This is a genomic window from Vibrio sp. 10N.247.311.49 (assembly GCF_041467655.1).
Taxonomy (GTDB): domain Bacteria; phylum Pseudomonadota; class Gammaproteobacteria; order Enterobacterales; family Vibrionaceae; genus Vibrio; species Vibrio crassostreae_C.
The window spans coordinates 237729-263345 of sequence record NZ_JBFSVA010000003.1 but is presented as its reverse complement, the minus strand read 5'-3'; the positions used below and the strand labels follow the sequence as shown (position 1 = coordinate 263345).

Genomic DNA, 25617 nt, shown 5'->3' with positions numbered 1-25617 from the left:
AAGTTTTATTGAGTTTAGAATTGCGACTCCATATACTGAAAACACCATCAGACGGAGGACAAAAATGAATAATAAAAACAAACATATAGTTTTAATTCATGGTCTATATATGCCTGCGTTGATCATGCAGTATCTGGATAGAAACTTCAAAAAACGCGGCTTTACAACGCACAAGTTTGCCTACAACTCGCTGCGTTTCCCTTCTGCAGCCAAACGCCTCAATCGCTTCGTAAATGCTCGCTTTAATGAGTACGATGAGGTCTATTTTTTTGGTCACTCACTCGGTGGCTTGCTGATTCGCCACTACTTTAAGTTCTACCAACCCGACTTTGCAGACACCTGCATTATTACCGCAGGTACGCCGCACAATGGGGCAACCATAGCCAAAACGTTGTCGAATCATGGTCTTGGCTTTATCTTTGGCTCGAGCAAGATGATCTTAAGTGATGGCTTGGGTGATTATGATATTGATGTGCCGATTGGCGTGATTACCGGCACCTATGACGCTGGTGTAGGGCGCATTGTATTGGGCAGAAACCCAGGTGATGGCACGGTGACGCTTGAAGACGCGAACCTGCGAGGCGCAACAGACACCTGCGCCCTCAAGCTCAACCACACGGCGCTTGTCTACTCCAAAGAAGTCGTAACACTGTCGGCTCAGTTCATCGAACACAGAGCTTTTAAGGACGCTTCATAGCTTATTTCCATTAGCTTTTGCGCGTTGACTCCTGTATCGAGCTCTGTTCTCTTATATGTGAAAGACAAAAACAAAAATACCACTCTGCGATAAGAGTGGTATTCAAAGATTCATTACTGAAAGTGAGTGCTTGTTATACTTTCTATACTTGTTACAAGCGATTAACTCGTGTTGGTAGGAACACCTCACCCAACATGCATCGCACCGAACCACCACCAATGTCTTCAATCGTTTTCACGTTAAATGGTAGCAGCTTGCCATGTGTCGAAAGCTGAGCTAGTTGGGCTGGAGAAAACGCATCGTAAGCCGATTGAGACATCGCGATCACCTTGTCGCCATTCACGGTTTCAAGCTGCAGGATGTTGCCACAGAAACGGTTCATCTGATCAATTGAGATAGAGATAACCTGCTTATCTTTAGCAAGCGACTTCACCACAAAGCGGCGTTCAAACTCAGGAATCACTTCATCACAGATCACGCAGAAGTTATCGCCAATCGCCATCATCACATTGGTATGGTAAATCGGTTGGCCAGACGGTAATGCCGTTTGGAACGAGACCACGCGAGAATAACCAATGCGCTTCGCATAATCTTCTAACACTTCGCGGTCACAACGCTGAGAAAGCGCAGCGTAGATGGTCTTGTTGATATGGTCGATAACCATCACGCCCGTGCTCTCTAGATAAGAACCTTGCGCGATGTAAGACTCTAGAGACTCGCTATGGTTAACAATGCGACCCGACGCTTCTAACGCTTCAATAAGAGCATTTGGCTTAACTTCATTCTGACGGTTTTCACACGCCATAGGGAACGTGAATAAGCTTCCATCACTACAGGTACTGAACCAGTTGTTTGGGAAAACAGCATCCGGAGTTTCAACGCCCAATTCTGGGTAATCAAACTCTACAACTTGCACACCTTCTTTACGCAACGAAGCGACCATAGCTTTAAATTCGGCCATCGTTTCTACTTTCACCTCAGCTTCGGTCAGATTAACTCTGTGCTGAAATTCGTTATCACGTGCTGTTTCTTCGTTAAATTTAAACTCTTTTGGTGGCACCATAACAACGCAATTGGCGTTTTGAACATTAGTGATATGAAGTGATTTTTTGTGTAGGTTTAACATTTCAACCGTCCCTATCTTTTATTTACTTAAGAATTGTAAACAACTTGTTACGACAAGATTCACTGAAAAGAATATTTATTTGAATATTTATCCCAAACAATTACTGCAGATCTTAGATTAATCGGTAATTTTTACTGCAAGATAACAGCACATCAGAAAGAACCAACTGTATGCATATTCGTTAAGTCACTTTATGGATAAATATTCTGATTCCATTTTCTCGCCCATCACGAGTTTTGATTACAATTCAATCCATTTAACGTTAGGATTATCACCGTTGCATAACAATCAATTACGTTTGAAATAAGCTTAACTTTTCCTGTCTAATTCAATCTAAAATAAGCGTCATGAAAGACACTCTTTGGACCTTTCCTGTATCGCTTAGACAAAGTTTTAGTGTTTTAAAGCCAAGTGCCTAAATAGGCGCTAGAACAAAATCCATCGAATGACTTAATACTGATAAGAACCCATGGGCGCTTATATAATTTCAAACTAAGACAGTTAAATTTCGAATCAAGACCATAAAAACAAAGCTGCACCAACGATGCAGTCGCTTATAGATGCACTAGTTTATAAAGGGAAATCTATGTACAAGAAATTTGAAGGCTTTACTGAAGCCTTTCCAAAGGGAGAGCCGATACAACCTCCTACTGGCATACTGGCATTCTGCCGCCATTACACTCGAGGTTTCGAAAAACCATTGATTTTGCTCGGGTTGATGAGCATGACCATCGCGATCATCGAAGTCGCGCTGTTCGGTTACATGGGGCAATTGGTCGACTGGCTATCAACAAGCAACCCAGACACTTTCTTAGCAGACAACGAATCGACATTGATGGGGCTCGGTATTCTGCTGTTAGTTGTGATGCCAATCTTGATCAGTGTTTACTCGCTATTGCTTCACCAAACTTTGCTGGGCAACTACCCAATGTCGATTCGTTGGTTAGCACACCGCTACCTTTTGAAGCAAAGCCTGTCCTTCTATCAAGATGACTTCGCCGGACGTGTCGCGACCAAAGTGATGCAAACCTCGCTTGCAGTGCGCGAAACTGTGACCAAGATGGTCGATGTGTTTGTCTACGTGACGGTTTACTTCACGGCGATGCTGTTCATGCTTGCTGAATCAGATTGGCGCTTGATGGCTCCGATGCTGATTTGGCTATTCGTTTACATCGGTATTCAACTGCACTTCGTGCCAAAGCTAAAAGACGTGTCTTCAGAGCAAGCGGATGCTCGTTCACTGATGACAGGTCGTATTGTTGATAGCTACACCAACATCGCGACGGTGAAATTGTTCTCACACAGTAAAAGAGAAACCGAATACGCCGAAGAAGGCATGGAAGGCTTCCTAGATACTGTGCACCGCCAAATGCGCTTGGTAACCGGCTTCAACATCTGCGTGGAATTCGCTAACTATCTATTGGTGTTCAGCATTGCGGGTATCTCTATCTACCTATGGCTAGATAGCGCAATCACCGTGGGTGCAATCGCGATTGCGGTCAGCTTGGCTCTGCGTATTAACGGCATGTCGAAATGGATCATGTGGGAAATTGGTGGTCTGTTTGAGAACCTTGGTACCGTGATTGACGGCATTAAAACTCTGTCTAAGCCTATTGCTATTGAAGACAAGAAAGACGCGAAGCCTCTGGAGGTTCCACAAGGCGGTATCAACTTCGACAATGTAAGCTTTAACTACGGTGAGAATAAGGGGGTGATCAACAACCTAAACCTCAACATCAAACCGGGTGAAAAAGTGGGTTTGGTTGGCCGTTCAGGTGCAGGTAAATCGACCCTAGTTAACTTACTACTGCGTTTCCACGATGTAGAAAGTGGTCGCATCCTGATTGATGACCAAGAGATCTCGAGCGTTACTCAAGATTCTCTGCGTAGCAACATAGGTATGGTGACCCAAGATACCTCACTGCTGCACCGTTCGATCAAAGACAACATTCTTTACGGTCGACCAGAGGCATCAGACGAAGAGGTATACGCGGCGACTAAACAGGCACACGCGCATGAGTTTATCGAAACGCTAACCGACCCGTTTGGCAACGTTGGTTACGATGCTCAAGTGGGTGAACGTGGCGTTAAGCTTTCTGGTGGTCAGCGTCAACGTGTGGCTATCTCACGTGTTCTTTTGAAAAATGCACCACTATTGGTTCTCGATGAAGCAACTTCTGCACTCGATTCTGAGGTAGAAGCGGCCATCCAAGAGAGCTTAATTGAGCTAATGGAAGGCAAAACGGTTATTGCGATTGCACACCGCCTGTCGACCATTGCTGCGATGGATCGCCTGATCGTACTCGACCAAGGCAATATCGTTGAAGAAGGCACTCACCAAGAGCTGATTACACAAAATGGCATCTATGCTCAATTGTGGAATCACCAGACCGGTGGCTTTATTGCCGATGATCTTGAGCAAGCTACGAACGCTTAATTTTTGTGCTATTTTAAAAGTGCGATGTGATTCACACCAATTTATTTATTAGCGGTAAATTACACATGGCAGAATGTTATGTCGTAATTATATAATGACATTAACACCAAAGACGCCTCGCTTGCGCGTTCTGGAATAAGGCTAGACTTCGGGGGGAGGCTAGCCTTTTTTATGCCTGCTATTTGGCGCTCTTTGCTACCTGTCCAATAAACTTCATCGATCCTTTTGTTTTTTTCTTGGCGTTTTTTTCTTAAAATGCGCGCAATATTCTTTCTAGAGATCAACCATGAACAAAAGTGTCTTAACTAACGTTATTGCGTTAGCACTGCTTGCTGGCGGCTATGCGACAGCAAACCAATACTTGCTTTACGCAGGCCTATTCGCCTTTTCTGGTGCCATCACCAACTGGCTTGCGATTCACATGTTGTTCGAGAAAGTACCCGGCCTATACGGTTCAGGCGTTATTCCAGCACGCTTTGAAGAGTTCAAGGCAGCCATCAAGCAACTGATGATGGAGCAATTCTTTACAGAAAGTAACATCGACCGCTTCCTAAGCAGCGAGATGACAGGAAAGTCGCTCAATCTAGAGCCTGTGATTCAGAAGATCGACTTTAACCCTGCATTCGACTCACTGGTGCATGTTATCGAGAACTCTCAGTTTGGCGGTATGTTGGCAATGTTTGGTGGCACAGAAGCACTAGAGCCAATGAAAGCGCCGTTTGTTGAGAAGATGCAAGAATCTGTGATTGAAATCAGCAAGAGTGATTCTGTAAAAAATGCCATCAAAGACGAGCTAGAATCGCCTGCGATGATGGATGAAATCAAAGAAAACATTGAGGCGATCATCGATCAGCGCTTGAATGAACTAACACCTAAGCTGGTTAAAGAGATGGTTCAGACCATGATCAAGAAACACCTTGGCTGGCTTGTGGTTTGGGGCGGTGTATTCGGTGGTGTGATTGGCTTAATCTCTGCGGCCATTACGCTTTAAGGCGAACAAGTTTATCGGATTGCTCTTTATCTGACGCTCAACAAAAAATGGAAGCTTATTGCTTCCATTTTTTATATCTAAATCACGTTGGTAAGCGAAATTAGGCCACTATTTTAGAGTTGCCAACAACTCAGGGTTCACGCCGAAGCCCTTTTTATGCTCTTCAATCACCACTTCACTACGTGTCTGAATCACACCAGGCAAGGTGCCCAGCTTGGTGGCCATAAACGCTTGGTACGCCTTCATGTCTTTCACTCGAACCTTGATCATGGTGTCAAAGTCACCCGACAGTGAGTAGCACTCTTCCACCTCAGGCATCATTTCCACGGCTTGGGCAAATTTGTCGAAGATCGAAAAGCTAGTCTGATCGAGACGGATATGGATAAAGACTTGAACATCGAGTCCCAGCTTTTCTGAACAAAGCTCAGCATGATAGCCCGTGATGTAGCCCTCTTTCTCCAATCGCTTGAGTCTATCAGAGCAAGGTGACGTCGTAAGGTTGACCTGTTTTGCCAGTTCAACAACAGGTAAACGCCCTTTCATATGCAGAATTCTTAGTATCTCTTTATCGATACGATCGAGCTGATGCTGAGACATAACATTCCTTAAACATTCTAAATTCCGCTCAGTATATTCCATACCAAGTGCAATCGAAGAAAACCTCGCTCACACATTTAAAAACTAAATGCACGGATGATATTCACGCCAGATATAAACACATACAAATAGATAAGAACCCTTATAAATCAAACTCTGGTTATTAACAAATTATTATAGAAATGACCCGATTAACAAATAAGTTGAGCCGGAAACGAAAGAAAGGATATAGGCCAAAGTGAATAATATAATTATCAAAGAGAAAGGATGACTCTATTATGAAAACGCAAGAACTCGCATATAAACCTTACGGTATTGGTTCATGGACACACGTAACGGTATCAAAAGATGTTGCTCAGGCACTAGCAAATGAATACTCAAACTATGGTTGGGATGTGAAGATTGATGGCGACGCCATTGTTGCCGAGCTAGCACTCAAAGCCGCATAGAAACGCAAAAACCTCCTAAAACGGAGGTTTTTTGATCTAAGTTAGTGAGCGCTTACTGTAAGTTAAGCTAAACCAATTTGGGGTACAGTACTTCCTGTTTCGCAACGACAATTGCACGTGCGGCAGAAGTGCTGAGTTTCCATATCGTAGTACAGGTTTCCACTAAATAGTTTTGACGTCCATTGCATCATACGGCCAGAAGCTGTCTCGGGCTCTGATTCACAACGTTTCATTATAGACTTATGTAGTGTTGTTTTTTTACATCCTTTGCAATAGAGATCAGGCATACCTTTGTCCTATAGGTCTTTAGTGGTTACTGACAATTGACACATCATGTCCAATTCGGTTCCACAATTCACCGAGCTAATGACAAAAGTGAGCGCCAAGTTCAAAAAATAGCCATTTTTCTGTTTTATTTTTTGACATCACACGCCATTGAGTAAGTTGATCTTTCCCTTCTCACGCAAGATCCTACCGCTTCGATTTACATTGTAAACCCCCATTTCAATATCAGAAAACCTCGAATAAACTTAATTTGAAATAAGACAAAGGTCGTACTCACATAAAAAAATAGAGCCACCGAAGTGACTCTATTGTTCATGTCTTTTGCTAATTCATTGGTATTTTTACAATGTAAATTAGTCTAGCTCAACAAGGTTCTTCTCGAACTCAGCGTGTTGCTTCTTTACTTCGTCTTCAGGCTCGCCAGTAATTAGGCTCACGATAACGATAGAAAGCGTCGATAGGATGATTCCCGGTACGATTTCGTACACATCGAACCAACCGCCCGTGAACTGTTTCCAAAGTACAATCGTCACACCACCAACCACGATACCCGCTAGAGCGCCGTTACGGTTCATACGAGACCAGTACAGGCTCAATACAATAGCTGGGCCGAATGCAGCACCAAAACCAGCCCATGCATAAGATACAAGGCCAAGAACTGAACTGTCTGGCGTCATCGCTAGCACAAGTGCAATTAGAGAGATTAGGATTACCGCGAAGCGGCCTACACGAACGATCTCTTCAGACGTCGCATCTTTCTTAAGTACTTGCTTGTATAGATCTTCTGCCATCGCAGATGAAGAAACAAGAAGTTGTGAATCCGCAGTACTCATGATTGCCGCTAGGATTGCAGCAAGTAAGATACCTGCGATTACTGGGTGGAACATCGCGTTCACAAGAAGCATGAAGATCTTCTCGCCATCGTCTAGCTTAGGCGCGCCAGAGTTAGTCACGTAGATTAGACCAACAAGACCTACTAGCATTGCACCAACCATAGACAGAGCAGACCATACCACCGCGATACGACGCGCTGTTGTTAGGTCTTTGTTGCTACGTGTTGCTTTGAAACGAGCAAGGATGTGTGGCTGACCGAAGTAACCTAGACCCCATGCCGCTAGCGAGATGATCGCGATAGCAGAAAGTGGCTCACCTTTCACATCATTCCATAGCGTGAGAAGCTCTGGGTTGATGTTGTGAAGATCAGTCGATAGCTGACCAAGACCACCGTTCATCGCTGCGATTGGTACAATCAATAGCGCAGCAGACATCAGCAGACCTTGAACCAAATCCGTCCAAGATACCGCAAGGAAACCACCAAATAGCGTGTAAGAAACCACACATACTGTACCGATGATTACCGCTGTTGTGTAATCTAGGCCGAATACTGTTTCAAACAATTTACCACCTGCTACCAAGCCAGAACTTGTGTAGAAAAGGAAGAATAAAAGGATAAAGAAAGCAGAAATTGTTTGGATCAGCTTAGAATTATCATTGAAACGACGAGATAGGAACTCAGGTAGCGTCAGTGACTCTGTTGTAATGCTGTAAGTACGCAGACGCTTAGCACTGATTAACCAGTTCGCCCAAGTACCAACTAGCAGGCCACCAGCAAGCCAGAATGCTTCAAAACCAGCAGCATAAGCGTAACCCGGTAGACCAAGTAGTAGCCAACCACTCATGTCTGATGCACCAGCAGAAAGTGCAGCAGGCCATGGGCCTAGCGAACGACCACCTAGGAAGTAGTCTGTCGAGCTAGAAGTACGTTTGTAAGCAATAACACCGATTGCCAGCATCATAATTAGATACGCAATGAACGTCGTCGTTATTGCAAAACTGTTTTCTATCATTTGATAGTCCTCATTTGTAAAAAGCCTTCCATACCTAATTCAATGCAAGACACTCACCGTAAAGGCAAGCGAGTGCATTGAGTTAGGTATTGAGGCTCCAAGGCACTATGAGTTAAATCCAAAGATGGTGAAACCAACAATGGAGAAAACAAAAGTGCTTAGAGCCAATGTTACTGAAGGTTAGTGAGCTTCGCTTCCAAGTTCGAGCAAGGTCGCGTTACCGCCCACGGCTGTTATATTTATAGTTCGCGTACGCTCGGTAATGAAGCGCAGCGATAGGTGTGGATCATTAGCAACATTCATTGCCGTTAGATCCGTTTCAGCTACTAAACCGACGATTGCACCGTCACGCTTAGCAAGTTGTAAATTGATAGCTTGAGCCGTTTGTGAATTACCCACGTAACCCGCACTTCGTACATCGCAAGACAGCAGCTGTTGAGCAGCGTCGTACGAGGCAACCTGCACCAAGTTCGTCGGTAAATTCGCTTGTTTCGCTGCATCAGCGATCAAGGTGTTGAATTGCACGTCATCACTGCACAATTGCACGCTGTTACCCGCTAATAGTGCTGCGGTAATCATCGCGGTTGCTGTTTGCAGTGCTGGCTCTTTGTCTTGGCAATCATCAACAATCACCAAAGCCACACCACGTCCTGCAGCATACAGCTCGTTTGTTTCACCAGTCGGGCCAGCCATTAGGTGCTGCTCAGAAAGCAGCGCAGAGGCTTGCTCTAGGTGATAAGTTGCCACTGCCGCCAAAGACGTAGATTGGCTTTCGATCTCTGATTTGAATGCAAGTACCTGAGCACTCTTATGATCAAAGTCGGTAAGATTCCATTGTTCCCACGCTAACAAAGCATCAGAAAAACCTGTCACTTGATGAACCATGATACTGCTCCTTATGCCTTGTCTTGTGATTGAGAAAAATGAACATCAGTAAAGCGGTATAGGTAGTGAGGACCACCCGCTTTAGGGCCAGTACCCGACAAACCTTGACCGCCGAATGGTTGAACACCAACAACAGCGCCCACTTGGTCACGGTTGATGTAGCAGTTACCCACACGAATGTGTTTCTCGATCCAACGGTAAGTTGTTTCGTTACGGCTGTGGATACCCATAGTTAGACCAAAACCGGTTTGGTTAATTTGGTCTACTACTTGTGTCAACTCACTCGCTTTGAAGCGAACGATGTGAAGCACAGGGCCAAACTGTTCTTCTGTCAAGCAGCTGATGTCATCGATTTCAAACGCACTTGGTGGAACAAAGTCACCATGTTCACAATCCGTACCTAAAGAAAGTTGAGCCACCTTCTTCTGGGTATTGGTCATGTTTTCTAAGTGCGCCATTAGCTTCTGTTTTGCGTTTTGGTCGATAACAGGGCCAACATCGGTTTTATGAAGGTGTGGAATACCAACACTCAACTCGTCCATTGCACCGTGAATCAATCCAACCACGCGGTCTGCAATGTCTTCTTGGATGTAAAGCACACGCAGTGCAGAACAACGTTGACCTGCTGAAGCGAATGCAGAACGAATAACATCACGAACTACCTGTTCAGGCAGTGCGGTACTGTCGACGATCATCGCATTCTGACCACCGGTTTCCGCGATAAACGGAACAGGCTTAGCGTTACGACTTGCCAATGACACGTTGATACGTTGTGCTGTTGGTGTTGAACCCGTAAAGGCAACGCCCGCAATGGCATCATGGCTGGTAAGTGCACTGCCGATCTCAGCGCCACGCCCCGGTAGTAACTGAATAGTGCCAGCAGGGAAACCCGCTTCATTCATCAGTTCAACGGCGCGAGCTGCAATTAAGCTTGTTTGCTCGGCAGGCTTAGCCACAACCGTGTTACCCGCAACCAAAGCTGCTGTAATTTGGCCAAGGAAGATAGCGAGAGGGAAGTTCCAAGGGCTAATACAAACGAACACGCCACGACCTTGTCGAGAAGCAATTCGTGTTTGGCCATCAAAACCTTTTAGTTCGAAACCTTGTAGGTTATCCGCTTGTTTTGCGTAGTAACGACAGAAGTCGACCGCTTCACGCACTTCATCAATGCTGTCGTGAATTGTCTTACCCGCTTCTTGATGACAAATTGCCACCAGCTCAGCCAGGTTTTCTTCCATCAGATCCGCCAACTTCTCAAGCGCAGCGGCTTTGGTTTCAACCGATGTCGCATTCCAATCAGCAAATGCGGCGTCTGCACCAGTGATCGCTGCGGAAACATGATCAAGGTTTGCAAAAGCCACCTGACCCACGCTAATACGACGATCGTAAGGTGCTGTTACTTGTTCAACATTCTGATCAGCCTTGATCATGCTTTCGGCAAGAGATTCGCCGTTGATCACAGGTCCAGCAGTCCATTGATTGTTCAAAAAGCCTTTTACTTGCTCTTCAAACTGATGCGCTTCGCTCTCGATATCAATGTTCACACCGTATGAGTTCTTACGCTCAGGGAATACCGCTGGCGGCAGAGGAATCTTAGTGTTGTTCAACGTATCGAATGCCAAAAGCATGTCGACTGGATGCTGTGTTAGCTCTGCTACAGGGCAACGAGCATCAACCAAACGGTGTACAAACGAGCTGTTTGCACCATTCTCTAACAGACGACGTACTAGGTATGGCAGTAGATCTTTATGGCTACCAACTGGCGCGTAAATACGTACCGACTGTTGGTAAGCTTCCATTGCATGGTTGTAAAGTGAATCACCCATGCCGTGTAAGCGTTGGAATTCAAAGTCTTTATGGTCTGTCATCACTGCAATAGCGGAAACCGTATGAGCATTGTGGCTAGCAAACTGCGGGAAGATATTGCCACGAACGCTTGGGCTCAATAGATAACGCGCACACGCTAGGTAGGCTACATCAGTCGCTTCTTTGCGAGTGTAAACAGGGTAGTTATCGAAACCAGCTTGTTGTGACCATTTGATCTCACTATCCCAGTAAGCACCTTTAACTAGGCGAAGTGGGATTAAGTCACCCTGCTCTTTTGCTAGGCGGTTTAGCCAAACTAGAACCGGTAACGCACGCTTTGAATACGCTTGAATAACCAGACCAAACTTGCCCCAGCCTTTCACTAGCTCGCTGCGATACAGTTTTTCGAATAACTTAAGCGAAAGCTCTAGGCGATCCGCTTCTTCTGCATCAATCGTGATCGCAACATCAAGCTCAATCGCACGGCGCAGTAACTGCTCTAGCGTGTCGCATAGCTCAGTCAGTACGCGGTCTTCGTTCGCCACTTCGTAACGAGGATGAAGTGCAGAAAGCTTGATAGACACAGATGGCGCTGGGCTAGATTTTGAAGAGACATAAGTGTCTCGACCTACGGCTTCAATCGCCATTAGGTAATCTTTAAAGTACTTATTTGCGTCAGCTGTGGTCAGTGCTGCTTCACCTAGCATGTCGTATGAGTAGGTAAAGCCTTTGTCGCGCATCGACTTACCGTTCTTTTGCGCTTCAGCAATGCTGCGGCCAAGAACAAATTGGTGACCCATCACTTTCATCGCTTGGTGCATCGCTTTACGAATTACCGGCTCAGAAAGCTTGTTCACTAAACGGTTAACCGCTTGTCCAGCACTCTGCTCGTTCGATGAAAGTCCAACCACCTTGCCTGTTAGCATTAAGCCCCAAGTTGAAGCGTTAACAAAAACCGAATCAGAATTCTTTAGGTGAGACTTCCAATCCGCAACGCTTAGCTTGTCGCGAATCAGTGCATCAGCCGTTGCTGAATCAGGAATACGCATCAAGGCTTCCGCCAGACACATCAGCAAGATGCCCTCTTGAGTATCTAAGCTGTATTCAAGCAACAGTGCATCGATCATCTGGATAGAAGTCTTATCCGCACGGATAGCTTCGATCAAAGAAGTCGTTTTGTCTGTGATTTGCTGCTTTTCAGACTCAGAAGGGGTAGCTAGTGGCAGAAGTTGCTCTAGCCATTGGGTTTCATCCACCATATATAATGGTGAGATAAGCGACCATAGATCATCAAGCGACTGCTCGTTGAATTCTGGCTTTAACACATCAGTAGCTGTAAACATGCGTTTTCCTTAATCTCACACCCGGAATTAGCCCGGGATCTCTACAATGGCTGCAGTGTATTTAGAGTATATAAGGATTACTTGTCAAAAACTCCGAGTTTTTTGCTAAAAACTCGCTTTATTAACAAAACAAACACAACGTCACATATGAAACTTTAAAATAATATGCCGTTTTGTTTCACTATTTAACAGAAATTTTCTTTTTGTATTGGGATGGAGACATGCCTTGAAGGCGTGAAAAGGTGTGAGTAAAAGAGGATTGACCGGAGAAACCAGCCAGTTCTGCGACCTGACCAAGGCTAAGGTTACCCTGTTCAATTAAACGGCGAGAACGATCGATACGCTTACCAAGAACATACTGGTGAGGGGTAATGCCCATTTGCTCTTTGAACAGCATATGGAACTGGCTTTCGCCCAAGAACACGCTGCCCGCAAGCTGAGCGACAGAGATCTTATTCGCGAGGTGTTGCTCGATGTAGCGATCCAGTGCTTCAAGATCAAAACGCGAGTCTTTAATTGAGGTTTCAAATGCCGATATGTGCCTTTGCATCAGAGCGATCACCGTGTCATTGCAGGCACGGCTTAACAATAGATCATCCGGGCTCGCCTGCATTTCTTGCACCAACATATGGATAAGCTTTTGAATTTGCGCGTCTAATTGGAAGTAGACGTTCGATGATTCTAACTGGTTAATCTTCTCTAACATTAGAGGGTCATCATCGGTTGGCACAGGCATATTGAGCACTAGGATATCCGACTGACCAACCACCCCACCGAAAGCATGATCAGAGCTCGCTGTTACCACACAACCTTGACCCGGCCCGATAAGATTACCTTTACCGCAAACTTCAAATTCCGCCTGACCATTTAAACCAATCACGACTTGCGAATAGTGGTGATCGTGACAATCCATATGCGAAGGCAAAGTAATGATCTCCGCAGGGCGAGGGCCAGTAAGGCCTAGCGGGGACAAGTCTAGGTTTGGAAAGGGTAAAGGTTTTGGCATGACAGCAAAGTACTCAGATCGACATAGTGAGAATAATACTCTGAAATCTGCACAAGATGAATTTGTAAATGATCATGAGAGTCATTTCCTCACCATAAACAGAAGATCATTACCGCGATCATCTTGATCATGCCTCCGGAAAGATGATCAAGAGCGTACAAACTACGGGCATTGTAAAACCAATCGTTCCGGCGAATTTAGGGGCTTCACAAGCAATCACACGAACACGAACACGAACACGAACACGAACACGAAAAACATTTTACAGGCTTCTACGACATGGTGGGTAATGTATGGGAATGGACAACCGTTCAGAAAGGCCTAGCGAAAGGTGGCGCGTGGAGCTTCTCTCCTGAAGAAGCAAAAGTGTTTAACGAACTGTACGTACCGCCTTCAACGGCAGCGAACTATCTAGGATTCCGAGTAGTACGAGAGCTGTAGGCTCCCAGTCATAGGCTCAGAACCCCCAATATTTACTCTAGGTTCTCAATTATCACATTGAGCAACATTTATAGGGGAATTCCCCCCTTATGCATAAGCACTCCTAGGAGTAGATTCGTCGATAGAGTAGTAAGTCACTCTGGGTATCAAATTGATGCCTCAGTTTAATTTACCTGACCCTCGTAAATTAGACTGAAAATCTTCTACATGTCGACAAGGCATATCTTGTCTTTAGCCAGCCCCTCTTCAGGCTGGCTTTTTTTTGCCTGATTATCACCCTTTATGCCCATCGATTCTCCGCGATTGACACAGTTAATCAACAGTCCGTTTAACTGTCAGTCACCCCTTATTTTTCGTACTCTAATTGCCATTGCAGCGCTATAAGAAACTGATATCATTGCCATACCTCAGCTTACGAGATAAAACCTTGCCAGATCCACTCAACTCCATACATCGTTCTTTATTCGAACAACTTCCAGGCTGCTGGGGCTGCAAAGATACTGACTCGGTCTTCGTGTATGCCAACCTTGCTTACAACCAATTGATTGGCTTAAAACCCAATGAGACTTGTACTGGCTTGACCGACTTCGACATGCCCAGTCAAACCACTGAGTGCGCACAAGATTTCAGGGCTCAAGACAAACATGTAATGGATACACGCAGTACCCTTAAGATTCTCGATATTCACCCCTATCCAGACGGACGCTGGCACGCCCATATCTTTACCAAAACCCCTTGGCTTGATGACGACGACAACGTCCAAGGCACCATCTTCTATGGCCAAGAGCTTACCGATACCGCGATCTTAGAGGTCGGTCATTGGGTTTGTCAGGCCACAGGAACAAAAGGCGATCAGGCATCGCTTGCGGGGTCAGAGCCGCGCGTGTCTAAGCTGCAAAAGCGGCTGACTTCGAGAGAATCAGAGGTACTGTTCTTACTGCTTTTCGGCAAGAAACCACAGTACATCGCGTCGACGTTAAACATTTCAATCAAAACGGTCGAAGGTCATGTCGCCAGATTGAAACAGAAGTTTGATGCACGCAGTAAAAGCCAATTGATTGAGTATGCATTGGATTCAGGATTGGGCTCAGTGATCCCAGAAACTCTGCTCAAAAAACAGATCTCTGTTGTTCTTCACAGTGACTGATTGACTGTTCAGCTGAAAATGCAGACAAAAAAATGCCGTTGATTTGATAAGTCTAATCAACGGCATTTTTAGATCTGTTAAGCAGCTAAGCGATCAAAAAGCCTAAGGCGCTAGGCGATCAATATCCCAACTGTTGTCTTGGCGAGAGAACAAGAAACGGTCGTGCAAGCGGTGTTCACCACCTTGCCAAAACTCAATGCTATCTACACGTACACGGAAACCACCCCAGAAAGAAGGTACGGGAATCTCGCCTTTGGCAAACTTCTGTTTAAGCTCTAGATACTTACCTTCTAAAATCCCACGCGCTGAGATGCGGCTACTCTGCTTACTTGCAATCGCGGCCAATTGGCTCTCTTTTGGACGTGACGAGAAGTACTTCATATTTTCCATAGCGGTCAGCTTTTCAGCCGTGCCCGTAATATGAACTTGTCGTTCGAGTGGATGCCAAGGGAAGTGCAAACTGATTTTGCTGTTGTGCTCAAGCTGGTGCGCTTTACGGCTACCTAGGTTAGTGTAAAAAACGAACCCGTCTTTATCAACATTCTTCAGCAGAACAATGCGTTGGAATGGCTGACCATTTTCATCAACCGTAGCAACTGTCATGGCAGTAGGGTCCGTCAACTTCGCTTCAATGGCTTGCTCTAGCCATAGGTTGAATTGCTCAATCGGGTCTGCGGCCAAGTCTTTACGTCTCAATCCACCCTTAGCGTATTCGCGACGAATATCTGTCAGTTCCATTTGGTTGCTCCTTTTAATTTTTTTGTGATTTTGCGCCGTAATCCTTTGAAACACAAGTCTAAGCCATGGTTTTGTCTCACAGAAGGTGCTCTGTGTTAACAAGATCTCGGTACTCTCTCCATCATATTGATAATCTTTATACAAACCGATGACAAGCTGAGATCCGAGTGACCAAAATACTGCCTAACCTAATGACGTCCTTTGTTTTATTCTCATTGTTATTGGGAGCTGCAGGGCTGACCGCAACCCACTTTATGGCAGTACAATTCCAAGAAAAAATCGTCACTCAGCAACTCGATGAAGCGGCGAATAAAGCCAATCTACAAATCGATTCTGAACTGGATAAATTCAAACAGATCCCGGATTTGCTCAGTCATGACCCGCGCTTGCTCTCTTATTTTGACTCATCACAACGAGCAAACAAGATTTCCGCCGCGCAGCTCAATCAATTGCTGTTTGAATGGTCGAATCAAAGCCAGGCCGACACCATCTATATTCACGACCCGAGCGGTACTGTGGTCGCTTCCAGTAATTACCAAAAGCCTCGTACCTTTGTCGGTGAGAACTTCTCGTTTCGTCCCTACTTTGCTTCTGCCATTCAAGGTAACAACACACAATATGTCGCGCTAGGCGCTCGCTCGAACGTACGAGGTTATTTTCTGTCTTCACCTCTGTATATCGACAAGGAAGTTGTTGGCGTTATCACCGTAAAAGTGAGCTTAGAAAATCTCGAAAACATCCTGACCAGCGACGATTTTGAGATCGTAGTACTCGACTCTAACCAAGTGGTCTTTCTATCAAGCCAAGCTCCGTGGCTTTACCATTCATTGTTGCCATTAACGCAGCAACAACAAACGGATATCGCACTTCAACGCCAATACGGTCAAAGCGAAATTTCGATCATCGAAGCCTTTCGTCCTTCAAGCTCTCAGTCAGAAGCGAGCAATACCAATCAATCTAGCAACCTTCAATCCAATGAAATCCGAAAAGAGCTCACCGCCAACCAGTTATTCAAGCTTGGTGCTTTTAATCTTTACCCTGCAACGGTCAGCAACAACCAGTACCAAGTTGTCGCACTAAAAGAGACCAGAGCTGAACTTATTAAAATCTTTCAGATCGATGTCATCTTCGTGGTGATTTATAGCTTGGTGATGCTCATCGCTTGGTCGTGGCGCCAGACTTATCTCGCGAAAGTGGCGTTGACCCGACTCAACCAAAACCTAGAGCAAACCGTTGATAAACGTACCCACTACTTGAAGCAATCCAATCAGCAGCTGCAACAAACCCTTTTTCAATACCAAGAGTCGCAGTCGAAGTTGAAACAGACAGAACAAGAGCTGACACAAACCGCGAAACTAGCGGTACTCGGTGAGCTGTCAGCCAGCATTAACCACGAAATCAACCAACCGCTTGCAGCACTGCGAACCTACAGTGAAAACAGCTTAAAGCTACTGGAAATGGAACGAACCGATTTAGTGAAAAGCAATATTGAGAAAATGATTGGCCTCAACAACACCATTACCGACATCATCGCGCGACTCAAAGTCTTTACTCGCAAGGTCACCAAACAAGAACATCATGTGGCGAACCTGCATCAAGCGGTCAATAACGCCACTAGCATTCTCAGTGCGCTGATGATCAAGCAAGGCATTACGCTAAGGCTAAGCACGGTGCCAGATGACATCAATATTGCGATTCATCCAACCGAACTCGAGCAAGTACTAGTGAACCTGATTCACAACGCGACTCAAGCGCTGCAACAACAAGTTCTTGAACACAAAATCTTGCAGGAGCAACAAAACCTGGAAAGCGTTGACCAACAGGCTAGCCCACAGATAGGCATCGAATGGCAACTGCATCATGACGCTTGTCAGCTGATCATTTGGGATAACGGAATTGGCATGCCGAACGATAAGCTAGAACAGCTGTTCGACCCGTTTTTTACCACCAAACCGGAAGGTTTAGGGCTAGGGCTTTCAATATCGAAACGGATTATTGAAGCGTATCACGGCACGATCAGCGCGAACCGGTTAGAGCCTTCAGGCATGGTATTCTCGCTAAACATCCCGTTATATAACGATAAGCGCTAACACGCCGTTGTTATTGTTAACGGAAAACGAATTTCACATTACTGCTAATCTCACCTACAGCTAAGGAATCGGCTTTTGCACTCTATGCCTAAACTCTATTTTGTCGACGATGAACCCGCCATTCGAGACTCGGTAGAACAAGCCATGCTCATTGAAGGTATCGATATCGTCGGCTTTCCCAATGCTATTGAGGCATTAAAGAAAATAGATACCACGCAAGCCGGAATTGTCATCACCGATATTCACATGCCGGTAATGGATGGCATTCAATTAACGCAAAAGTTGCTGAGTCAAAATCCTCATTTTCAGGTCATCGTACTTACCGGACATGGTGACGTGCAAACCGCGGTATCAGCGATGAAAGCCGGTGCTTACGATTTTCTGGAAAAGCCATTTGTGGTCGATGCCCTACTCACTGCCGTTAAAAAAGCCGCAGATAAGCTCGCACTGGTTGAAGAGAACAACCTATTGCGTAAAGAGTTGGCAATGCAAAATCAGGTTGGCCCGAAACTGATTGGTCAATCACCATCAATGCAGGCATTACGCCGAGAATTGATCACCCTAGATACCAAAACTAACCCACTTCTATTATTTGTTGGTGATTTAGGGACGGGGAAAAGGGTCACTGCACAATACACCCATGATTTACACAGTCATCAAACCGCGGAGCTTTGCCCTGTCGCGGCGTTTAATTTGCCACGCAGTGACGAAGCGACATTCCATCAGTTTGTTTTGCAACTGTTCTTGAAGCATCAAGGTGGAACACTCTATATCCATGAGACAGAAGCACTAACTCAGGATCAATGGCTGTGGTTAGCGAACCTAAAACCCACTCTACTTCGTGAAAACTCATGCAAGACCAATGCAACTTGTATCATTATCGCAACTACAGTAGTTCCTACTACAATTACAGGTGAACTGCGCCGATTTAATTTACTACCCTTGGCGCAAAGAACGGAAGATATTGGCTCTTTGTTCAAACACTTTGCTCGTGGTGCAGCCAGTCGCTATCAACTGCCGCCACCCGTCATTACAGAAAAAGAGATTCAGCGACTCATTGCAACGCATTGGACGGAGAACATTCGTCAGCTTCGCCAACATGCTGAACTCAGAGTGCTGACTCAAATTAAGCAGCCGTCGCTCGACAGCGATACTGATGAGCAAAATGAACTCGATATGAGCATTGAAGAGCAACAACAGTCGTTGAACCAACGCACCGATAGCTTTGAACAAATTATCTTGATTGAGGCGCTACATCGCCATCAAGGTCGTTTAAAAGAGGTACAACAAGAGCTGCAGGTGTCGCGAAAAACACTGTATGACAAACTAAGAAAGCACCAACTCGATAAAACAGATTTCAAGAACCGATAAGTCTTAAAAAATATATAAATTCAAAGATTTAAAGGAGCAAAATCTTAACATTTATCAAAAGTAAGAATACACTCAATAGGCTTGCACTTTTATTTAGCGAACAAGGACTGTTATGAGTCAGAAAAATTTCAGCAAATTGAACGAGACCGAGCTTGAGTATGTCGATGATAAAACAGCGGCACTACTCCTCAATACGCCCACCAGTGCGCGAATTATGTTGTGGGTGATCGTTCTGTTTTTTATTGCTGCTATTGGGTGGTCTGCATGGGCAGAGATCGACAAAGTTACCGTTGGCCAAGGCAAAGTGATCCCCTCCTCTCAGATCCAAGTGGTACAAAACCTTGAAGGTGGCTTGGTTAAAGAAATCTTAGTTAAAGAAGGCCAACGCGTTCAAAAAGGTCAACAACTGCTGTTAATCGATGACACACGATTCCGTTCTGACTTCCGCGAACGTGAACAACAAGTCGCGAACTTGACCGCCAACGTGTTAATGCTTTCCGCTTCCCTGACCAGTGTTGTCATCAATGAAGAATTCTCTGAAAAAGAATGGAAGAAAAGTGTCACTCTCGATTATGGCAAGCTTGCGTTCCCACCTAAATTCTATGAACTTCAACCTCAACTGGTTAATCGTCAAAAAGCAGAATACCGTCAAGATCTCAATAATCTGAGAAACCAGCTTTCCGTTTTTGATCAACAAGTTGAACAGAAACAGCAAGACCTAGTTGAGATTAAAGCGCGTGTTCGAAACCTAAAACAGAGCTACCAGTTTGCTCGCCAAGAACTGGATATCACCAAACCTCTCGCCGATGAAGGGGTGGTACCACGAATTGAATTACTTAAACTGCAAAGACAAGTGAACGACACTCGCCGAGAAATGACTTCGAGCGAGCTAAAAATTCCTCTTTTACGCTCAGCAATCAAAGAATCCATGCTCAGCCGTATTGACGCCGCACTGAACTTCCGCTCCGAACAACAAGAAAAACTCAATCAAGCCCAAGACAAGCTCTCTGCAATGACCGAATCTGCCGTTGGCCTAGAAGACAGAGTAAACCGTACCGTGGTGGTTTCTCCTGTAACAGGCACCGTTAAAACATTGGGTATTAATACTGTCGGCGGGGTTATCCAACCGGGTATGGACATCGTTGAGATTGTACCAACAGAAGACTCTCTATTGGTTGAAGCGAAAATCGCCCCGCAAGATATCGCGTTCCTACGCCCAGAATTGACTGCCATCGTTAAATTCAGTGCTTATGACTTCACTAAGTACGGTGGTCTAGAAGGCGTGTTAGAGCACATCAGTGCCGATACCACTCAAGATGAAGAAGGCAATAGCTTCTATATCGTGCGCGTGCGCACCGAAAAACACAATTTTGGACAGAACGAAGAGTTGCCAATCATTCCAGGTATGACCGCCTCTGTCGATATCATCACGGGTAAAAGAACCGTGCTTGAGTACATGTTGAAGCCACTATTAAGCGCTCAAAACAATGCACTAAAAGAGTAATGACGTTTGATGTTTGATAACGCCTTTCAATACACAGCAAATAGACAAGAGCAGAGGCTATGAAGTCTCGGATTTCGCTATTGCTGCTGGTCCTCACCTCTTTCACCTCTGTGGCGCTCAACAAGAGCGACCAACGGTGGATAGATGCAGTGACCAAAACCTACGGCGATAGAGCCGGAAAGCGAGTGGCAACATGGCGCTCAAATATGACGTCATACGACGGATTAAGTGAAAAAGAGAAGCTCAGGTCGGTGAACCAGTTCTTCAACCAGATGTACTTTGTCGATGACAACATACTGTGGGGAAAGAATGATTACTGGGCAACACCACTGGAATTTTTAGGCAGCAACGCCGGTGATTGTGAAGACTTCACAATCGCAAAATACTTCTCTTTGCTTGAACTGGGCGTCCCAGATAAGAAATTACGATTAGTGTACGTAAAAGCACTGGAGCTAAACCAGTTCCACATGGTGTTGGCGTACTACTCAACACCGAGTGCAGAACCACTAATTTTGGACAACTTAAACCCTGAAATTAAACGCGGTTCCAAACGCCCAGATCTAAGACCAATTTACAGTTTTAACGGTAAAAACCTTTGGTTGATCAAGTCGGCAGCAGGCAGCGGCAAGTTGGCAGGGAAATCTTCAAGATTGAGCTTATGGAACGACTTACGTTCACGTGAGCGCTCTCTAAAATTAAACAAACCCATTATCAATTACGATGAGTAGGTACAATGACTTTATATAAACAGCTTGTGGTCGGGATGGTTGCAGTGTTCATACTGCTGATGACGTCAGTTTTTATGATCGAATTCAATACCACCCGTGGATACTTAGAGGAGCAGCAACGCTCTGAGGTAAGTAATACCATTAATACTGTTGGACTGGCTCTCGCCCCTTACCTAGAAGAAAAGGACAAGGTGGCAGTGGAGTCTGTTATCAACGCCCTGTTTGATGGCAGTTCTTACTCAGTCGTTCGATTGATCTTTCTCGATAGCGGTGAAGACATTCTCCGCTCATACCCTGTAAAGCCAACTGGCGTACCAGAGTGGTTTACCAACCTAAACCTGTTCGAGCCTGTTCATGACCGCCGCGTGATCACCAGTGGCTGGATGCAATTGGCCGAGGTCGAGATCGTAAGTCACCCAGGCCCTGCCTACGATCAACTTTGGCAAGCATTCATCCGCTTACTGAGCATATTTGGCACGATCTTCTTGCTCGGTTTGGTGTCTATCTCTTGGATCCTTAAGCGCGCTTTACGCCCGCTCTCGTTGATCATTACCAAGATGGATCAGATCGCCAAGAATCAGTTTGGCGAACCTCTGGCTCGTCCAAAGACAAAAGATCTCACCTTGGTTGTCGATGGTATCAACCACATGTCGACTCAAGTTGAACTGGCATTTAAAAACCAAGCGAAAGAAGCTCAGAAGTTACGTGAAAGAGCATATATCGACCCTGTATCTCAGCTAGGTAACCGTGCTTACTACATGTCTCAGTTAACTCAATGGTTAGAGGAGTCGAGCTTAGGTGGTTTAGCGGTACTTAAAGCGGAGTTTATCAGTGAAGAGTACGATGAAAAGGGCTATCAAGAAGGTGATGCCTTGGTTCATCAACTGGCTGAACAGCTGCAAGCTTCAATTTCATCTCCAGATATCACCATCGCTCGTATTTCTAGTGACGAGTTCGGTTTCATCATGCCAAACATTGATGAGAGCGAACTGAAACTTGTCGCGAGCAGCATCGTAAACTGTATCCAGAGCCTAGGTTCAGACCCAACAGGCACTGCGAATCCACATATTGCTCTTGGTGTGACCTACAGCAACAAGCGTAAAACCAGTACTGAAATCATGTCGCTGGTGGATAACGCACTCTCAAGTGCCAAGGCGAATCGAGAACTTGCTTACGGCTACGTAACCGCAGACGATCACGGCGCAGTGATGGGCAAACAACAATGGCGTATGTTGGTTGAAGAAGCGATCATCAACGACCTCATTACCTTCCGTTTGCAGGCTGCAAACAATGCCTTTGGTAAAACGTATCACCAAGAGGTGTTCTCTGCGATTGAAAAAGATGGCGTGCGTTACGGTGCTAACCAGTATCTATACGCGCTAGAACAGCTTGAAATGAGCCACATTCTCGACCAATACGTTATTGAGAAGATGGTTGAAAAGCTCAATGCAAAAGAAGTAACCAGCCCAGTCGCTATTAATCTCTCGCCAAGCAGTATATCTCAACCAAGCTTCATCCGTTGGATCGGTAAGACGCTTGAACAGAATGCTTCAATCGCTCACCTGTTGCACTTTGAGATTCCAGAAAACTGCTTCATCAACGTTCCGCACTACACGGCACTTTTGTGTAACACCATTCGCAACGCTGAAGCGGTGTTTGGTGTCGATAACTACGGACGTAACTTCCAATCACTGGATTACATCAACGAATACCGTCCAAGCTATGTGAAGCTAGATTACCTGTTCACACATAACCTTGATGACGAAAAACAGAAGTTTACCTTAACGTCGATCTCTAGAACCGCTCACAACCTAGGCGTCACCACCATCGCGTCTCGAATAGAAACTCAGACTCAGCTAGATATTCTGTCTGATAACTACGTAGAAGTGTTCCAAGGCTTCATTGTTGATAAATAGTTGTAAGGGTTATATCACATGCAAGATCCACTATTGAACTCACTGATCTACGTTAGCCGGTATTACGGGTTAGCTAACTCGCCCGAAGCGTTGATCAATGGGCTACCACTATCCGATGGAAAGCTAACCCCTTTCCTATTCCCACGCTCTGCTGAACGAGCAGGATTAGTGGCAAAAGAAAACCGTTCCGACTTAGAAAAGATTCCTCACCTGATACTGCCTGCGGTCTTACTACTTAAACAAGGTGAGGCGTGCGTTCTCAACAGTATCGATTTAGAGAAGCAAGAAGCGGAAATCATTACTGCGGAAAGCGGAATGGTGCCAATCATCATTCCTGTCGAAGAGCTGAAAGAACAATTCATCGGCCGCTACTTCTTGGTAAAGAAACAGTTCCGTTATGATGAACGTTCACCAGAAGTTCTAAAAACACGTAAAGGGCATTGGTTTTGGAGCACGATTTGGGAATCTAAAAACATCTACCGAGATGTGTTGATTGCCTCCATTCTTATCAACATCTTCGCGATTGCCGCGCCGATGTTTACACGCTTGGTGTACGACAAGGTAGTTCCCAACCTCGCCTTTGAAACTTTGTGGGTGCTGGCAAGTGGTATCTTTGTCGTGTTCCTATTCGATTTGCTGCTCAAATTGATGCGCAGCTACTTCATTGACGTTGCCGGTAAGAAATCCGATATTCTCATTTCCTCCAAACTGTTCAGTAAAGTACTGGGGATTCGTATGGAAGCGAAGCCTGCTTCTGTCGGTGCTTTCGCTAAAAACTTGCAAGAGTTCGAATCCATTCGTGAATTCTTTACCTCTGCAACCATTGGCTCGTTAATCGACCTCCCCTTCGCACTGATGTTCTTAGCGCTAATTTGGTTAATGGCTGGAAACCTTGTGTTTGTTCCCGTTGCTGGCGTGGTCATTTTGATCGTCTATGCATTGCTAATCCAAGGTCCACTGCGCCGTACCATTGAGGAAGGCTCTCGTCTTGCTTCGCAGAAGTACGCGAACTTAATCGAGAGTTTGGCAGGGTTAGAGACGGTTAAGCTGTTCAGTGCGCAAAGCCAATTCCAATTCCGTTGGGAAGAAGCCGTTGCTCACATGGCGAATTGGAATATCAAAAGTCGACGCATCACTGACAGCATCCAAAACACCGCCGGCTTTGTTCAGCAAAGTACTAACGTTGGTATGATCATCTTTGGCGTGTATCTAATTGCAGAAGGTGAACTTACGATGGGTGGCTTGATCGCTGCAACCATGTTGAGCGGCCGAGCGATTGGCCCGCTTGTTCAGCTGTCTTTGCTTTCGACTCGTTACAACCAAGCAAAGTCATCAATGACTCTGATTGAGCAAGTTATGTCGATGCCTGATGAACAAGAAGAAGGTAAACGCTACATTCACCGTCCGATTATTCAGGGCCATATCGCGCTAGATAAAGTGACGTTCCACTACCCAGATTCACCAGTGGCTTCAATTAGAGACTTAACCCTCAATATTAGTCCTGGTGAGAAAGTAGCAATCATTGGTCGTATTGGTTCAGGTAAAACCACACTAGAACGTCTGATTATGGGCCTGTACAAGCCCACAGAAGGCCATGTACGTATTGATGACACGGATATGGAGCAACTGCATCATGTCGACGTACGACGCAATATAGGTTGTGTTCCGCAAGACAGTAACCTGTTCTACGGTTCAGTAAGAGACAACATTACTTTAGGTCGTCCTTTGGTGGATGACCGTGACGTGATGGATGCAGCAAACCGTGCAGGGGTAACCGCGTTTACTCAACAAGATCCTGCAGGTTTGGAACGCCAAGTGGGTGAAGGTGGTGCCTTGCTGTCTGGTGGACAACGTCAGTCAATTGCCATTGCTAGAGCCTTCCTTGGCCGTCCGCCAGTGTTGTTGATGGATGAGCCGACCAGTGCTATGGATAACCGTTCAGAGATGCACATCAAACACCAACTTAACCAATTGCTACCAAGCGAGACGTTAATTCTGATTACACACAAAACGTCGATGTTGGACATTGTCGATCGAGTGATCGTAATGGAGAAAGGCTGCATCATTGCAGATGGTCCTAAAGCACAGGTTCTTTCAGACCTTAAACAAGGCCGAGTGAGAGCCGTTAGTTAGAGCGCTCAAGCCACCTAAATAAATAATTATCAGTAGAAACCAAAAGGGGGAGCATCAGCTCCCCTTTTTATTTGTCAGTA

Annotated in this window: 18 protein-coding genes and 1 pseudogene; 12 read left to right on the top strand and 7 right to left on the bottom strand. The window is 45.4% G+C overall.

Annotation, left to right across the window (positions count from 1 at the left end; genetic code table 11):
• Positions 1–64 precede the first annotated feature (64 nt).
• Positions 65–697 (top strand): triacylglycerol lipase, encoded by a 633-nt coding sequence (locus AB6E54_RS05525; RefSeq protein ID WP_017067109.1) that lies wholly within the window; start codon positions 65–67, stop codon positions 695–697.
• 151 nt (positions 698–848) lie between these two features.
• Here the strand turns inward: AB6E54_RS05525 and AB6E54_RS05520 are convergent, their stop codons facing one another.
• On the bottom strand, positions 849–1823 hold the full coding sequence (locus AB6E54_RS05520) for an arginine deiminase-related protein (RefSeq protein WP_017061193.1): 975 nt from the start codon (positions 1821–1823) through the stop codon (positions 849–851).
• Between the two features lie 586 nt (positions 1824–2409).
• Here AB6E54_RS05520 and AB6E54_RS05515 point away from each other — a divergent pair.
• Together AB6E54_RS05515 and AB6E54_RS05510 are read left to right on the top strand one after the other, a co-directional pair.
• Entirely contained in the window at positions 2410–4260 is a 1851-nt protein-coding gene (locus AB6E54_RS05515; RefSeq protein WP_017070160.1) for an ABC transporter ATP-binding protein, read from the top strand.
• Between the two features lie 286 nt (positions 4261–4546).
• Positions 4547–5251, top strand: coding sequence for a hypothetical protein (locus tag AB6E54_RS05510; RefSeq protein WP_017065155.1), 705 nt, complete (start codon positions 4547–4549; stop codon positions 5249–5251).
• A gap of 108 nt (positions 5252–5359) precedes the next feature.
• Here AB6E54_RS05510 and AB6E54_RS05505 read toward each other — a convergent pair whose 3' ends face one another.
• Positions 5360–5848 carry an Lrp/AsnC family transcriptional regulator gene (locus AB6E54_RS05505; RefSeq protein WP_004732526.1) on the bottom strand — a complete coding sequence of 163 codons (489 nt, stop codon included), beginning with the start codon at positions 5846–5848 and terminating at the stop codon, positions 5360–5362.
• Between the two features lie 278 nt (positions 5849–6126).
• Here AB6E54_RS05505 and AB6E54_RS05500 point away from each other — a divergent pair, with 278 nt between their 5' ends.
• Positions 6127–6297: a hypothetical protein gene (locus AB6E54_RS05500; RefSeq protein ID WP_017061196.1), complete on the top strand. Its 171-nt coding sequence runs from the start codon at positions 6127–6129 to the stop codon at positions 6295–6297.
• A gap of 638 nt (positions 6298–6935) precedes the next feature.
• On the opposite strand, the gene putP is transcribed toward AB6E54_RS05500, so the two are convergent.
• From putP to AB6E54_RS05480, 4 genes are all read right to left on the bottom strand, one after another.
• On the bottom strand, positions 6936–8426 hold the full coding sequence (gene putP, locus AB6E54_RS05495; RefSeq protein WP_029236483.1) for a sodium/proline symporter PutP: 1491 nt from the start codon (positions 8424–8426) through the stop codon (positions 6936–6938).
• Between the two features lie 183 nt (positions 8427–8609).
• Positions 8610–9314 (bottom strand): 1-pyrroline-5-carboxylate dehydrogenase, encoded by a 705-nt coding sequence (locus AB6E54_RS05490; protein ID WP_102333569.1) that lies wholly within the window; start codon positions 9312–9314, stop codon positions 8610–8612.
• An 11-nt stretch (positions 9315–9325) separates the two neighbouring features.
• On the bottom strand, positions 9326–12463 hold the full coding sequence (putA, locus tag AB6E54_RS05485) for a bifunctional proline dehydrogenase/L-glutamate gamma-semialdehyde dehydrogenase PutA (RefSeq protein ID WP_372106680.1): 3138 nt from the start codon (positions 12461–12463) through the stop codon (positions 9326–9328).
• 181 nt (positions 12464–12644) lie between these two features.
• On the bottom strand, positions 12645–13469 hold the full coding sequence (locus AB6E54_RS05480; RefSeq protein ID WP_017061200.1) for an AraC family transcriptional regulator: 825 nt from the start codon (positions 13467–13469) through the stop codon (positions 12645–12647).
• 261 nt (positions 13470–13730) lie between these two features.
• Between AB6E54_RS05480 and AB6E54_RS05475 the strand changes: the two are divergent.
• Both AB6E54_RS05475 and AB6E54_RS05470 read left to right on the top strand, forming a co-directional pair.
• Positions 13731–13910 (top strand): annotated as a pseudogene (locus tag AB6E54_RS05475) (SUMF1/EgtB/PvdO family nonheme iron enzyme); the annotation flags it as partial.
• Positions 13911–14274: 364 nt separating this feature from the next.
• Positions 14275–15057: a helix-turn-helix transcriptional regulator gene (locus tag AB6E54_RS05470; RefSeq protein ID WP_032547136.1), complete on the top strand. Its 783-nt coding sequence runs from the start codon at positions 14275–14277 to the stop codon at positions 15055–15057.
• Between the two features lie 102 nt (positions 15058–15159).
• Here the strand turns inward: AB6E54_RS05470 and pdxH are convergent, their stop codons facing one another.
• Complete coding sequence (gene pdxH / locus AB6E54_RS05465) at positions 15160–15795, bottom strand: pyridoxamine 5'-phosphate oxidase (RefSeq protein WP_017061203.1); 636 nt, start codon at positions 15793–15795, stop codon at positions 15160–15162.
• 167 nt (positions 15796–15962) lie between these two features.
• On the opposite strand from pdxH, the gene AB6E54_RS05460 reads away from it, so the two are divergent.
• From AB6E54_RS05460 to AB6E54_RS05435, 6 genes are all read left to right on the top strand, one after another.
• Entirely contained in the window at positions 15963–17885 is a 1923-nt protein-coding gene (locus AB6E54_RS05460) for an ATP-binding protein (RefSeq protein WP_372106682.1), read from the top strand.
• An 84-nt stretch (positions 17886–17969) separates the two neighbouring features.
• On the top strand, positions 17970–19256 hold the full coding sequence (locus AB6E54_RS05455; protein WP_372106803.1) for a sigma-54-dependent transcriptional regulator: 1287 nt from the start codon (positions 17970–17972) through the stop codon (positions 19254–19256).
• A 112-nt stretch (positions 19257–19368) separates the two neighbouring features.
• On the top strand, positions 19369–20760 hold the full coding sequence (locus AB6E54_RS05450; protein ID WP_017061206.1) for an HlyD family type I secretion periplasmic adaptor subunit: 1392 nt from the start codon (positions 19369–19371) through the stop codon (positions 20758–20760).
• A gap of 59 nt (positions 20761–20819) precedes the next feature.
• Positions 20820–21488, top strand: a complete 669-nt coding sequence (locus tag AB6E54_RS05445; protein ID WP_019823329.1) for a transglutaminase-like cysteine peptidase — start codon at positions 20820–20822, stop codon at positions 21486–21488.
• Between the two features lie 5 nt (positions 21489–21493).
• The gene (locus AB6E54_RS05440; RefSeq protein ID WP_017061208.1) at positions 21494–23404 is read left to right on the top strand and encodes a LapD/MoxY N-terminal periplasmic domain-containing protein; all 1911 of its coding nucleotides are present in this window, start codon (positions 21494–21496) and stop codon (positions 23402–23404) included.
• An 18-nt stretch (positions 23405–23422) separates the two neighbouring features.
• Complete coding sequence (locus AB6E54_RS05435; RefSeq protein ID WP_017061209.1) at positions 23423–25537, top strand: type I secretion system permease/ATPase; 2115 nt, start codon at positions 23423–23425, stop codon at positions 25535–25537.
• Positions 25538–25617: the final 80 nt, after the last annotated feature.